This window comes from Vibrio metoecus, assembly GCF_009665255.1.
GTDB lineage: Bacteria > Pseudomonadota > Gammaproteobacteria > Enterobacterales > Vibrionaceae > Vibrio > Vibrio metoecus_B.
This window is the reverse complement of the sequence record NZ_CP035686.1, coordinates 767,543-780,341: the sequence shown is the minus strand read 5'-3', so window position 1 is coordinate 780,341 and position 12,799 is coordinate 767,543. Positions and strand designations below refer to the sequence as shown.

At 48.2% G+C, this 12,799-nt stretch carries 14 protein-coding genes; 7 read left to right on the top strand and 7 right to left on the bottom strand.

Going from position 1 to position 12,799, the window contains the following annotated elements:
* Positions 1-9: 9 nt before the first annotated feature.
* The 3 genes from EPB59_RS03720 to EPB59_RS03710 form a co-directional block, all read right to left on the bottom strand.
* On the bottom strand, positions 10-957 hold the full coding sequence (locus EPB59_RS03720) for a LysR family transcriptional regulator (protein ID WP_055051029.1): 948 nt from the start codon (positions 955-957) through the stop codon (positions 10-12).
* An 80-nt stretch (positions 958-1,037) separates the two neighbouring features.
* Complete coding sequence (locus EPB59_RS03715; protein ID WP_055030021.1) at positions 1,038-2,009, bottom strand: lytic murein transglycosylase; 972 nt, start codon at positions 2,007-2,009, stop codon at positions 1,038-1,040.
* 24 nt (positions 2,010-2,033) lie between these two features.
* Entirely contained in the window at positions 2,034-2,312 is a 279-nt protein-coding gene (locus tag EPB59_RS03710) for a YcgL domain-containing protein (protein WP_000882648.1), read from the bottom strand.
* A 199-nt stretch (positions 2,313-2,511) separates the two neighbouring features.
* Between EPB59_RS03710 and minC the strand changes: the two genes are divergently transcribed.
* The 4 genes from minC (at position 2,512) to EPB59_RS03690 (ending at position 5,019) form a co-directional block, all read left to right on the top strand.
* Positions 2,512-3,174, top strand: a complete 663-nt coding sequence (gene minC, locus EPB59_RS03705) for a septum site-determining protein MinC (RefSeq protein ID WP_055027803.1) — start codon at positions 2,512-2,514, stop codon at positions 3,172-3,174.
* 20 nt (positions 3,175-3,194) lie between these two features.
* The gene (gene minD / locus EPB59_RS03700) at positions 3,195-4,007 is read left to right on the top strand and encodes a septum site-determining protein MinD (RefSeq protein ID WP_055044394.1); all 813 of its coding nucleotides are present in this window, start codon (positions 3,195-3,197) and stop codon (positions 4,005-4,007) included.
* 4 nt (positions 4,008-4,011) lie between these two features.
* The gene (minE, locus tag EPB59_RS03695) at positions 4,012-4,275 is read left to right on the top strand and encodes a cell division topological specificity factor MinE (protein WP_000054415.1); all 264 of its coding nucleotides are present in this window, start codon (positions 4,012-4,014) and stop codon (positions 4,273-4,275) included.
* 252 nt (positions 4,276-4,527) lie between these two features.
* Entirely contained in the window at positions 4,528-5,019 is a 492-nt protein-coding gene (locus EPB59_RS03690) for a copper resistance protein NlpE (RefSeq protein ID WP_055030686.1), read from the top strand.
* A 76-nt stretch (positions 5,020-5,095) separates the two neighbouring features.
* Here the strand turns inward: EPB59_RS03690 and EPB59_RS03685 are convergent, their stop codons facing one another.
* Positions 5,096-5,413, bottom strand: coding sequence for a DUF1244 domain-containing protein (locus EPB59_RS03685; protein WP_000046696.1), 318 nt, complete (start codon positions 5,411-5,413; stop codon positions 5,096-5,098).
* Between the two features lie 162 nt (positions 5,414-5,575).
* Positions 5,576-6,445, bottom strand: a complete 870-nt coding sequence (locus EPB59_RS03680) for a Tim44 domain-containing protein (RefSeq protein WP_000825377.1) — start codon at positions 6,443-6,445, stop codon at positions 5,576-5,578.
* Positions 6,446-6,640: 195 nt separating this feature from the next.
* Here EPB59_RS03680 and EPB59_RS03675 point away from each other — a divergent pair, with 195 nt between their 5' ends.
* The 3 genes from EPB59_RS03675 to EPB59_RS03665 are packed head-to-tail and all read left to right on the top strand — an operon-like array spanning position 6,641 to position 10,311.
* Positions 6,641-7,231 (top strand): TetR/AcrR family transcriptional regulator, encoded by a 591-nt coding sequence (locus EPB59_RS03675; RefSeq protein ID WP_055051027.1) that lies wholly within the window; start codon positions 6,641-6,643, stop codon positions 7,229-7,231.
* A gap of 12 nt (positions 7,232-7,243) precedes the next feature.
* Positions 7,244-9,115 (top strand): MFS transporter, encoded by a 1,872-nt coding sequence (locus EPB59_RS03670; RefSeq protein ID WP_195707044.1) that lies wholly within the window; start codon positions 7,244-7,246, stop codon positions 9,113-9,115.
* 35 nt (positions 9,116-9,150) lie between these two features.
* Positions 9,151-10,311: a benzoate/H(+) symporter BenE family transporter gene (locus EPB59_RS03665; RefSeq protein WP_195707090.1), complete on the top strand. Its 1,161-nt coding sequence runs from the start codon at positions 9,151-9,153 to the stop codon at positions 10,309-10,311.
* A 73-nt stretch (positions 10,312-10,384) separates the two neighbouring features.
* Here the strand turns inward: EPB59_RS03665 and menE are convergent, their stop codons facing one another.
* Together menE and menC are read right to left on the bottom strand one after the other, a co-directional pair.
* The gene (gene menE, locus EPB59_RS03660) at positions 10,385-11,818 is read right to left on the bottom strand and encodes an o-succinylbenzoate--CoA ligase (protein ID WP_154171584.1); all 1,434 of its coding nucleotides are present in this window, start codon (positions 11,816-11,818) and stop codon (positions 10,385-10,387) included.
* A complete protein-coding gene (menC, locus tag EPB59_RS03655) occupies positions 11,794-12,792 on the bottom strand; it encodes an o-succinylbenzoate synthase (protein ID WP_154171583.1) in 999 nt (332 codons plus the stop codon). The genes menE and menC overlap by 25 nt, the downstream gene beginning before the upstream one ends.
* Positions 12,793-12,799 lie beyond the last annotated feature (7 nt).

Here is a 12,799-nt window from a genome sequence, read left to right as displayed (position 1 = left end):
GATTACGCCTTATCCCGTGGTAAAGCGCACATAAGGTTGTAAGCGTGAATCCCAATAACAAGGATTGCCTAGCGTATGTTTGATGAACTCGATGACCGCCGAAGTCTTTTTCGGCATATGTTGACGGCTTGGGTAAACCGCATAAAACGGCATTTGCTGGTTGGCACACCATTCAGGAAACAGTTGAATCAACTGCCCTGTACGAAATTCATCACGCAGTAAATATGTCGCTAAGTAGGCGATGCCCCACCCTGCCACAGCGGCATCGCGCACCGCTTCTGCCAAATCGACTGAATAGTTACCGGAGACTTTAACGGTTTGACTTTGCCCATCCCGACTGAATGACCAACGCGTATAATCACGCTCCCAACTACGATAAATCAAACAGTTATGATCCATCAGCTCCACTGGTTGAGTCGGAGTGCCATGACGCAGTAAATATTCTGCTGATGCAGCCACCACAAAACGACAATCTGCAATGCGTTGCGCCACATAGCCTTCCGGCAGTTGCTCGTTACTGGTGATCCACAAATCGAGCCCTTCTTTAAGCATATCGACTTTATGATCAAACAGATGTACTTCGACTCTAAGATCGGGGTACTGCTGGCGAAGTTGTTCTAAGGCAGGTAACACATGCAAAGTACCGAACGATTGCGATAAACCAAGCCGGAGGAGGCCTGCCACCTCATCACGCTGATCTTCCATTTCACTTTGTGCATTGGTCACAATCGTCAGCAGCTCACGGCACTGAGAGTAGAAGAGATTTCCCGCATCGGTCAGAGTGAAACTGCGCGTGGTACGCTGCACCAACTTTACCCCTAGCGAGGCTTCCAACGCGGCAAGCTGTTTACTGACATGGGAAACCGACACCCCTAGCGCATGCGCGGCGGCGGTGAAACTTTGATGTTGAATTAACACCGCAAATAAAGCCATTTGGCTAGCGCGTTCAGCAAGCAAGCTTGATTGTCTCCGTAAAAATACTCTAACGACCTAAAAACAAAGGGCTCAAATGAGCCCTTGTGTTGGATAGGCAGCACTCAGAATTTGATCCGATCCGCCAAATGGCTAACTGCAAGAGCGAAGTAGTATGAGCGGTTCCACTTCATCAATACATTGTAGTTGTTGTACACGAGGTAAATACGCCCGGCTTCATCATCCGGCATGATCAGCCACGCTTTCATGTCGTCAGAAAGCACCGGCAGTGGCTTACCGTCATAACGCGTTACGCCCAGTTTGCCCCACTCTTGCAGCGTTTTACCTTTTTCTGGCTGACGCCCTTCCAAATTATGATCAAAGCCTTGAGGGATTTTTACTTGGCGTCCCCAAGTATATTTGTCATCCCATCCTGACTGGCTAAGATAGTTCGCCGTGGAAGCAAACACATCTGAACGCGTTCCCCAAATGTCTTTTTTGCCATCGCCATTGCCATCTGCGGCAAAATTCAAAAATGAACTTGGCATAAATTGGCATTGACCCATCGCGCCCGCCCAAGAGCCTTTCATTGCTTCAGGGGCAATGTGGCCTTGTTCTAAAATCTGCAAAGCGGCCATGGTTTCTTTACGGAAAAACTCTTCACGGCGACCTTCATAAGCCAGCGTCGATAAAGCATCAATCACACTGAAGTTACCCGTCAGCGCACCGAAATTACTCTCTACCCCCCACAACGCCACTATAAATCTGGGTTGCACGCCGTATTGCTGCCCAATGCGCTGCAATTCATCATAATGCTTTTCATACAAAGCTTGAGCTTGTTTAACCTTCCACTCCGGCACTGCACGTGGAATATATTCATCCAACGTCAGTTTTTTCTCTGGTTGGTTTTTATCCGCCACCACCGCACGGGGTTTGTATTCAACATTTCGAAAAGCCGCTTCAAGAACACGATCAGAAATTCCCTCCTGACGTCCCTGCTGTTTTAAGCTTTCCACATATTGTTCAAAACTGACTTCATTGGCGAGCACTGGTGCTGACAGAGTCAAGCCCAATACTATCGATAATAATTTTTTCAAGATGCCCTCCTTGAGCGATCTTCATCAGGGAGTTTGGCGCGCTTTGCGCTCCTTATGTTGCTCCAGCAAGTTCTCTGGTGGCGGCGGTAATTGTAGGAAAAAACCCTGCTCTTGCAGTGAAGCTTTCACTTTTTCCACATTGACCTGCGCCAGTTGACGCTGCTCAAGATTGACCAACATGACAAAAATAGGTTTACCAAACATCTGTTTCAAGGTGTCAGGAACCTGTGAAAAATCGTCCCGTTTCGGAATATACAGATAAGTGCCTTCTTTTTTAGGACTTTTATAAATCGAGCAAAGCATGACAAGCCTTTTAATTAGATGATTGACCACTTAGGGCGTTTTGTCTTAATTCAGTTAACTTTGACCAAAATTGATGCCAAATCACTTATTTCACCGCAAGAGAACTTGCTGTGCTTTGGCGCTGAATATAACATGACAGCCCTGTTCTCAGCCAATGCTCTCTCCGCAAGGCATAGAGTTTATTGAGGTCAACGTTACCATGTCGAAAAACCCTGACCTGAAAGGTAGTAGCTTTACTTTGTCGGTGTTACACCTTTCTGACAACCAAATTGAACAAACTGTTCAATTTCTTCAAGAAAAGGTCGCGCAAGCCCCTGCTTTTTTTGCCCATGCACCCGTAGTGCTGAATGTGGCGAAAGTCGAGGGTGATCTTGACTACCCCGCATTAAAGCAAGGGATCCGCCAAGCAGGTTTAATTCCGGTTGGTGTCACAGGATGTAAAGACAAACGTAGCCAGAATCTCGCTGCCGAAGCAGGTTTTGCGGTAATGACCGCAACCAACTCCCCCACTCAAGCCCCAGCTAAAATGGCCCCCACCAAAGTGGTACGAACCCCAGTGCGTTCTGGCCAACAGATCTATGCCAAAGATGGTGATTTGGTGATTTTGAGCCATGTGAGTGCGGGTGCCGAAGTGATTGCCGATGGTTCGATCCATATTTATGGCACGTTACGTGGCCGAGCGATTGCGGGAGCCAGTGGCCAAAGAGAAGCCCGAATTATTTGTCATGATTTGCAAGCGGAACTGATTTCTATCGCCGGCCATTATTGGTTGAGTGACCAAATTGAAAGTCAGTTTTGGCAACAGAGAGTGATGCTCAGTATGACTGACGAATCACTCTACCTCGAAACGCTCACGATTTAAGATTGAAAGGAAAATATAACATGTCGCGCATTATTGTCGTCACGTCAGGAAAAGGCGGGGTTGGCAAAACCACCTCCAGTGCTGCTATTGCTTCAGGTCTCGCACTGCGAGGCAAAAAAACCGCAGTGATCGATTTTGATATCGGTCTGCGTAATCTCGATTTAATCATGGGCTGTGAGCGCCGCGTGGTGTACGACTTTGTCAATGTCATCAATGGTGAGGCCACACTGAACCAAGCCTTGATTAAAGACAAACGTAACGAAAACTTATTCATCCTGCCAGCTTCTCAAACCCGTGATAAAGATGCGCTAACCAAAGATGGTGTTCAGCGTGTACTCAATGACCTCAAAGAAATGGGGTTTGACTTCATCATTTGTGACTCTCCTGCTGGTATCGAACAAGGCGCATTAATGGCGCTTTACTACGCTGATGAAGCAATTGTCACCACCAACCCAGAAGTCTCATCAGTGCGCGACTCTGACCGCATTCTCGGCATTCTCGATTCGAAGTCACTGCGTGCAGAACAAGGCCAAGCGTCTATCAAGCAACACTTACTGCTGACCCGCTACAACCCAGCGCGGGTAACTCAAGGTGAAATGTTAAGTGTACAAGACGTCGAAGAAATTCTGCATGTACCGCTGCTTGGCGTAATCCCAGAAAGTCAGGCTGTGCTGAATGCCTCTAACAAAGGGGTTCCAGTGATTTTTGATGACCAGTCAGATGCAGGACAAGCGTATCAAGATACCGTTTCTCGTCTGCTGGGTGAACAAGTCGAGTTTCGTTTCCTGACTGAAGCGAAGAAAGGAATTTTCAAACGCTTATTCGGAGGTTAAGGCTATGTCATTGCTGGAATTTTTCCGCCCACAGAAGAAGACTTCCGCGAGCGTTGCCAAAGAGCGTTTGCAGATCATTGTTGCCGAGCGTCGCAGTCAAAACGATCCGGCACCGAGCTACTTGCCACAGCTCAAGGAAGACATCTTGAAGGTGATTGCCAAATACGTCGCAATTGACCCTTCGATGGTCGAACTCTCTTTCGAGCATAAAGACGATGATATTTCAGTGCTCGAACTCAACGTCAAACTGCCGGATGACGAGAAATAATCGGTTTAAGGCCCTCAAATATGAGGGTCTTTTTTTACCGCTCTTTAAATCATAAAACATGGCAACATTGACCAAACCATCACCTTAAATCGAAAGCGTGAGACGTTTTATTATCTGTTGGGAAATGTCACTTTTATTGAGCTAGATCACACAAAAGTTGTCGCTAAAATGACGCGCGTTTGACCCAGACTTAACGGCGCGAGTTCATAGTGGCCGAGTTTCTGATGGTCAACATTTCTTAACCAAGGATTTATGATGAAAAAAAGTATTTTTGCCCTGAGCGCGCTGACCCTCATTCTTGTCGGATGCGACAACCAACAAGACGCAAAAGTGGAAGTAGAAAAGATCGTTGATGTTGCGACGCAACCTGTAGAGCAATCAGCAGCTCAAGCGTCAAACGAAAGTGTCGATGCGGCGCATAATGCACAAAACAGCCTGGATTGGGCTGGCATCTATCAAGGTACCCTACCTTGTGCTGACTGTGGTGGCATTGAAACAGAACTGACGATCAACAGCGATGGTACTTACAAATTAACTGAACAGTATCTCGACAAAGAGGGGGCACCTTTCATTTCTGAAGGCACATTTGCTTGGGATGAAACGGGCAGCATCGTTACCCTGCAATCTGGCGATCAAACTGGCAGACAATATCTTGTGGGTGAAAACACACTGACCCATTTGGATATGCATGGTCAACAAATCGATGGTGAGCTGGCTGAATTTTACGTGCTAAGCAAGCAATAATCTCTGCTTGCCTGATCGCAAAGGATTTCACACTAAAACGCGCCATAATCTTGGCGCGTTTTGTTTATCTCTACCGTTACTGTTTATTTTTTGCTTCAAAGGCGGCTAACTGTTCAGGTGTCGCTGGTGGTTGGTGGTTAGCCTTCCACTCATCGTAAGTCATGCCATACACACGCTCACGGGCATCATCAATATCCAGATCTAGCCCCTCTTTCTGCGCTTCAGCGGCATACCATTTACAGAAACAGTTACGACAGAAACCGGCCAAAATCATCAGATCGATGTTTTGCACATCTTTATTTTGATCCAGATGTTGCAACAGTTGACGAAAAACCGCTGCATCCAATTTATCTTGTTCAGCTTGGCTAAGTTGTTGATGTTTGAATTGAGCCACGTCACTTTCCTTTTGTGCAATGTTGAGTGCCGCGAGTATATACCCAAACTCCTCATCATTTCAGGAATGGAATCCAAGTATCGACGCTTCTGAAGATAAAAAAACACCCAGTCAAAGCTGGGTGTTTTTTTAGCATGATGCAAATCCGTGGGTTTCGATCAACTAGCCTTGAATCCCAACGATCAACCAAGGTGCATTAGGAACCGTAAGGTCACGCTCTAAGTGCCATACGTCTTCGATGTTCTCTTCAATGCCTTCGACGGCATCACGGTAACGACCGCTGAACTGCAAGCTCAGCTGAGCACGGTTTGCATCGTAGTCAGCACGCACAATTTCGGCGTCCACGTACATTACATCGGTGTGTTGCTCACCTTCGTAGTTCGCACGCTCGGCTTTGAGATCATCAAACAAACTTGGTGACACGTATTCACGAATCGTTTCTAGTTGATTGTGGTTCCAAGCACCTTGCAGGATTCGGTAGTGTTCACGCGCACCATTCACAAACGCCACGCGGTCAAAACCGGCTGGATAGTTATGCGGAATGTCACTTTGCGCTGCGCTACCAAAACCACCACCCATAGATTGTGGCTGTTCGAAGTTGTGCACATTAGGCTGCTCAAACGGCGTACGGTTCATACCGCCAAAAGCCGGTTGCTGCTGAGACTGATTCATGCTGCCCTGTTTTGAAGCCAATAAGCCGCGCATCAGCTTAAAGATCACAAACGCAATCAAGCCCATGATCAGAATATCCATGAACTGGATACCTTCAAACGCGCCGCCAAAGAAAGCCGCGAGTAAACCACCCGCCAACAAGCCACCTAACAAGCCGCCCATCAAACCTTTTTTCGTTGAGCTGGCAGGGTTAGCCGTATCATTCTTTTTTAAAGTATCGGTTTTTTGTTGCTTCGGTGCTGGCGCAGTTTTGTAACTGCTACCAAACGATTTACCGCCACCAAATTTTTTGGCCTCAGCAATCGGAGTGACTGCCACCGAAACCATGATTAACGCGATCAGCGAAAACAAACGTTTCATACACTTCCTTAGGGTTTGATGTTATGGGGCTTGTGAAAGCCTACCTATCTTTACTGGGTCACTATAGCTACTTCATCTCGCAATGGAAACGTTTTGCATTTATCGACATGTATCAGAATATTGCAAATCGATGCGTTGACGCTCCCGTAGGGGATGTTTAGACTATCGAACGTTGTTCATTATTGAATCCAGATCATGGCCAGACGAAACGATCACACCCGAGAAGAGCTGGTAGCTCTCACCCTAGATAGAGTTAAACAGTTTCTCGATACACACTCCTATCATGAACTGAGTTTACGTAAAGTCGCGACCATGATTGGTTACGTGCCGAGCACCTTAGTCAACGTGTTTGGCAACTACAACCTCTTGCTACTTCATGTGGTGGCACAAACTCTAGATGAGTTGGCTTTAGAAGCACAGAAATCCGTAAAATCAACACCTTATCCAAAAGATGCGTTGTATCAATTAGCCTATTGTTATCATAATTTTGCCAAACGGAACCCTTACCGTTGGCAACTGATTTTTGAGCACAATATGAACGGAGAAACTTTGCCAGAATGGCAAGCTCAACGAATTGATAACATGACCAGCATGTTAGAAGGATTGTTGAAAGTGATTGCGCCGTTGCGTTCAGAGCAAGAGGTGTTGCAAGCGAGCCGCGTATTGTGGTCTGGCGTACATGGCATCACGATTTTGAGTGTGGATGATAAGTTTTTTGCCAATGAGCCGATCGATGGTAATGCATTGATTGATAACCTTCTTAGTCACTATCTGGCCAACTGGTAATGGATGAACAACATGGCGAATTCGACTACGGCGCTGTTAGCTGAGCGCCGTTTTTTACCTTATTTCATCACCCAGTTTCTTGGGGCATTTAACGACAACATTTTTAAAAATGTTTTGTTACTGTTTGTCGCCTTTGCGGGATCTCAAGCTCTCCCGATCTCCAGTAATCTGTTTATCAATCTTGCGGCCGGGTTATTTATTCTCCCTTTTTTCCTATTTTCAGCTACAGCTGGGGTGCTGGCTGATAAATATGAAAAATCACGCTATATCCGCAAAGTTAAACTGCTAGAAATTGTCATCATGTTCGGTGGGGCGATCGGTTTTCTCTCCCAAAGTTACGGCATTTTATTGTTTTTACTGTTTTTGATGGGTACGCAATCCGCTTTCTTTGGCCCCGTCAAATACGCTCTCTTACCACAGCAATTGAAATCGGAAGAACTAGTTCCCGGTAATGCGTTAGTCGAAACCGGAACCTTTCTGGCTATTTTGCTCGGCACCTTGGGAGCGGGAGTCATTGCCTCAACAGAGTATGCACACTATTTTGCCGCCGCTGCGGTGTTAATTTTTGCACTGCTTGGTTATCTCTCTAGCCGTGCGATTCCATTGGCACCAGCCAGTGCACCCGATATTGAATTTCGTTGGCAGCCGATTGCTCAAACAAAGCAAACCTTACGCATTGCTAAGCGTGATCGCGCTATCTTCCAATCCATCATGGCGATCAGTTGGTTTTGGTTCCTCGGCGCGGTCTACCTCACCCAGTTTCCCAATTTTACTAAACTCTATCTTCACGGTAATGAAGCTGCTGTTTCTTTCCTACTTGCCTTATTTTCGATTGGTATCGCGGTTGGTTCACTCACCTGCGATAAGCTTTCAGGGCATCGGATTGAAGTCGGGATCGTACCTTTGGGCAGTGTTGGTATCAGCTTATTTGGTTATCTGATGGCAACCAGTATTCCCGCCGATCTTCCTGTTTTTAGCACTTTTGTAGACTTTGTGTCTTACTCCGCTTTATGGCCACTTTTTGCTTATTTACTGTTGATTGGCGTATTTGGTGGTGTGTTCATCGTTCCGCTGTATGCCATGTTGCAGCAGCGCGCCAAAGTCACCGAACGTGCGCAAGTGATTGCGGCACTCAATATCTATAACTCGTTGTTTATGGTCGGCAGTGCCCTTCTTGGCATTGTTTGCCTCAGCGTGTTAGAGATGAGTATCCCGCAATTGTTTGCTGTGCTAGCCGTACTCAATGTACTGGTTGCCTTGTATATTTTCCTGCAAGTGCCGATTTTCGCCGTTCGCTTTCTGGTGTGGGTTCTCACTCATACGCTATACCGAGTTCGGCACAAAAATCTGCACCACATCCCTGAACAAGGCGGTGCACTGCTGGTATGTAACCATGTCAGTTATATGGATGCCTTACTGCTGAGCGCGGTTTGCCCACGGTTGATTCACTTTGTGATGGAAGAAGAGTACGCCAACCTGCCACTGCTCAAAACGTTTTTAAAACGCGCAGGGGTGATCCCGATTTCCGCCAATAATCGAGCTTCACTTCGCCGTGCTTTTGCGGAGATTGAGCACTCACTCGATGAAGGGAATTTGGTGTGCATTTTTCCCGAAGGTCGATTAACCGCTGATGGAGAAATGAACCCGTTTATGCGTGGCTTAGATTTAATCCTCCACCGCAGCCCTGTCCCAGTTGTCCCTTTGGCGCTGAAAGGGTTATGGGGCAGCTATTTCAGCCGCCATAAAGGGCGTGCTTGTAAAGGATTGCCAACTCGTTTTCGCTCACAATTAGAAATTGAAGCGGGAGAGCCAGTGGCGGCGGATCTCGCTAACGCCGCGTTGATGCACGAAAAAGTTGCACACTTACGAGGCGATTGGCGTTAATCTGTTCCACTCGCAATACGCAAATGGAACCCATGATGAAAGGATTATTCAATCTCAGTCACCTCTCTGCGGGCTTTACCACGGTTTTGGTTGGTTACACGAGTTCGGTGATGATCGTGATTCAAGCCGCCACAGCCTCAGGAGCAAACCCTGCTCAAATCGAAAGTTGGTTACTGACTTTGGGTGTGGTGATGGGGTTGACATCACTTATTTATTCTTGGGTTTACAAAACGCCTATTTTAACTGCGTGGTCAACGCCGGGCGCAGTGATGCTAGCCGCATCGGCGGGTCAATACTCGTTATCCGTTGTCGTGGGCGCCTTTATGCTTTCTGGTTCGTTAATTGCTTTGACTGGCATGATCGCGCCTTTGACTCGCGCACTGAGCAAAATTCCGGTTCCTCTTGGCACGGCCATGCTCGGCGCTATTTTGCTGCCCTTTTGTGCCAAAGCCTTTGCTCCACTCACCCATACGCCCGTGCTTTTTTTCCTGCTGTTTGCCAGTTATTTGCTAGCCAAACATTTTGTGCCTAGATACACCATGCTGATCCTGCTGATTGCAAGCATCGGTTGTGCTATCGCTCTAGGTAGCTTTGCTGACACAGACCTCTCATTAAGCATTGCAACTCCTCTCTGGGTTGAACCGGAGTTTGATTGGTTGGCTTTGCTCAATCTGGCTCTGCCGCTTTACCTCATCACCATGCTTTCGCAAAACTTACCGGGGATTGCGATGATGAAAAGCTATCAATATGAAGCGCCGATCAAACCAATTTTGCTCGGCACCGGATTGACCAACATGCTCGCCGCCCCCTTTGGTGGTTTTAGCGTGAACTTAGCCGCGATTTCAGCTGCGATCTGCATGGCAGAGGAAGTCGACAGCGATAAAACTCAGCGTTATCGCGCAGTGATGTGGGCAGGTGTGTTTTATTTATTGGCAGGGATTTTTGCTGCTGCCGTGGTGAACCTTTTCCTCGCGCTCCCCCAACCCATTTCTGCCATGCTCGCGGGTTTAGCACTGCTCGGCACTTTGATGATGTGCCTGCACACCGCCTTTAAAACGGATGAATACCGTGAGCCAGCGCTGTTTACTTTTATCATCACGCTTTCAGGCGCAACACTGTTTGGAATGAGTGCCACTTTGATTGGCCTTGTAGTGGGTTTGGTCTACTTACGTTTGAGCGCGACATCGAAAAAATAGCGGCAAGAGAAACTTGGCGTACTGGCAGCGGTGGATACCATATCCACTGCAGCCAACCCAAGTCATTTAAGAATTACAGTAACTTGAAGGTCGTTTGTTGAGCGGACAACCACGCTTTAATCGCTGCGCGAGAGACTTTAATTCCCCCATCCAGCAAAGTATCGGGGAGTAAAAAGTACATGATAGGCCATTTGAATTTTTCGAGTTTGCCTTGGCACCAAGCATCACCGATGGCTTGGCTCCACTGTGCTTCACTACGAATAATCGCAACAGGTCGCGCTCCATATTCGCTATCTTGGACAGGAACCACGATGGCTACGTGCACTTGAGGGTGCTGATTTAATACTGCCTCTATCTCTTCACAGTGAATATTTTCACCGCCAGAGATGAACAGATTATCGGCACGACCATCAATCAGCAGGTTGTTGCCCTGCCAACGACCGAGATCTTTGCTGTCAAACCAACCCTGCTCATTAGTGAGAGGCACTAACTGACCTTGCCGATAATAGCCTTGTGCCAGCGTCTGCCCACCAATGAAAATCCGCCCATCAACAATGCGCAGCTCACGATGAACCAAAAGTTCACCATTACCCGCAAGCCCATCGACCCGCTTCGCGGTAACCGTCGAAGCCGCTTCAGTCATGCCGTAGCCCAGCCAAGTATCAATACCGCGCTTTGCCGCCATTTGAGCGAGTTCAACGGGGATATGGCTGCCGCCAAGCAGAACACGTTTGAGCGTCAATGGACAGCGACTGTCCAACAGACGTTTAAGCTGAGTAGGCACCAATGAAGCGTGAGTGACGCCAGCAATATCGTTTTGCAGATCGCCAGTGCCGATCTTGAGTGTGGCACCGACAGCAAGCCAGCGATAGAGAATGGCCACCCCAGAAATGTGATACAGCGGCAAGCTCAGTAACCAACAATCTGACTCAGTAAAAGCAAACTGAGCCAGCAAACCACGCGCCGAAGCCAAATGTTGCTGATGAGTATGCGCGACGGCTTTGGCTACGCCCGTCGAACCCGAGGTGAAAATTAACGTCGCCAGTTGTTCACAAGAGAACTGGCTAGAGACTTTCTCACCATCAACAGTTTCATCCCGCTCATCGGGCAAACTCAGGCGATGGGCATTAAGCTCAGCAATCTCTTCTTCACTTAGCGTGCAAGAAGGTGCTAACCATAGGTGCTTCGGGCTTTGCTCGGCATAGAGTGTGGCGAGCTTTTCCTGCAAACGAGCCAAAGGTTGTGGTGCGACAAAGGCGCACAGTGCGCCCACTTGAGTGCAGGCCAAAAACCACAGCACAGTGTGCAGATGATTTTTCCCCACCAGCGTCACTACCTCTCCAGCTTGCACCCCTTGCTCACGCAGCGCTTTGGCGTAGTGTGCGACTTGGCGGTCTAGGGCTTGCCAAGTCAGTGTTTGCCCGGCATGGTTCAGCGCGACCTGATTGGGGTCGCGCTCAATCCAAGCATGCCAAAGGCTGTTCACAGGGTCGGTTCCGAGCGCCATACGATTTGCTGCTCTTGCAGGGTAACTACAGGCAGTGAGCTATTTGGCCAAGGCGTTTCTAACTGGGCACGGAATAAACCTATGGTATCGAGCCCCGGCACTTCATTGGGCAACAATTTATGCGCTAAACGCGCCAACTGGTTCAATCCTAAGCTCGACTCTAAGCTAGAACTGATCACTGCTTGTAGCCCAAGCGCTTTCGCTTTCTCGACCAAAGCCTCAACACGGTGCACAGAACCAACCAAGGTCGGTTTGATAACAATAGTTTTGACGCCCAGCAGGTCATCCAATTTGAAATTCGCATCGCGAACCGCTTCTTGTAAGGTTTCGTCCCACGCAATCGCAATCCCCGTATCAATCGAAAATGCGATGCTTTCACTTGGCGACTGGCACGGCTCTTCCAAAAACGCAATTCGGCTGCGTAAAGACGGCGCGACGTATTGAGCAAACTTGAGCGCTTTAGCTGGAGTCCATGCGCGGTTGGCATCCAAACGCAGGGTCAAATCCGGCATGGATTCCAAAAACAGGTTGACCAGCATGCCATCCCGAATCGGCTCATACAGCCCAACTTTAACCTTAGCGACTTTCTGCCCCGGTAAGTTGTTCAATACCGGCAGCAGCTCATCAGGATCGCCCGTGCACAGCGGCGCAACATAGTAGTTGCCTTGCGCGGGCAGCGCTTGTTCTAGCTCGTAGTGCGCCATCGAAATACCAAAGGCGACCGAAGGGTGCTGTGCATCCCACTCGATAGCGTGACCTTTGACCCAAAGCTCAAGCAGCGCTTGTGCTTGTAGGCCCGCTTCTTCCAACGTTTCGCGGCTAAAACCGGGCAGTGGAGCAATCTCACCGCGCGCAGTACGGCCGTTTTCGGTCAGTTCGACAATAAAGCCTTCACGCTGAGTCAGTTTCTCATTGCGAAGGATGACACCGCTATCCATCGGCAGTTGGTAGCGATAGAGGGTTGCATGACGCATGCTGATC

What these genes read in the sequence shown, in the direction of transcription:
- minD (WP_055044394.1), top strand. Translation starts at nt 3,195, where the DNA reads ATGTCGCGCATTATTGTCGTCACGTCAGGAAAAGGCGGGGTTGGCAAA.
- EPB59_RS03665 (WP_195707090.1), top strand. Translation starts at nt 9,151, where the DNA reads ATGAAAGGATTATTCAATCTCAGTCACCTCTCTGCGGGCTTTACCACG.
- EPB59_RS03670 (WP_195707044.1), top strand. Translation starts at nt 7,244, where the DNA reads ATGGCGAATTCGACTACGGCGCTGTTAGCTGAGCGCCGTTTTTTACCT.
- minE (WP_000054415.1), top strand. Translation starts at nt 4,012, where the DNA reads ATGTCATTGCTGGAATTTTTCCGCCCACAGAAGAAGACTTCCGCGAGC.
- menC (WP_154171583.1), bottom strand. Translation starts at nt 12,792, where the DNA reads ATGCGTCATGCAACCCTCTATCGCTACCAACTGCCGATGGATAGCGGT.
- EPB59_RS03680 (WP_000825377.1), bottom strand. Translation starts at nt 6,445, where the DNA reads ATGAAACGTTTGTTTTCGCTGATCGCGTTAATCATGGTTTCGGTGGCA.
- EPB59_RS03690 (WP_055030686.1), top strand. Translation starts at nt 4,528, where the DNA reads ATGATGAAAAAAAGTATTTTTGCCCTGAGCGCGCTGACCCTCATTCTT.
- minC (WP_055027803.1), top strand. Translation starts at nt 2,512, where the DNA reads ATGTCGAAAAACCCTGACCTGAAAGGTAGTAGCTTTACTTTGTCGGTG.
- menE (WP_154171584.1), bottom strand. Translation starts at nt 11,818, where the DNA reads ATGGCGCTCGGAACCGACCCTGTGAACAGCCTTTGGCATGCTTGGATT.
- EPB59_RS03675 (WP_055051027.1), top strand. Translation starts at nt 6,641, where the DNA reads ATGGCCAGACGAAACGATCACACCCGAGAAGAGCTGGTAGCTCTCACC.
- EPB59_RS03710 (WP_000882648.1), bottom strand. Translation starts at nt 2,312, where the DNA reads ATGCTTTGCTCGATTTATAAAAGTCCTAAAAAAGAAGGCACTTATCTG.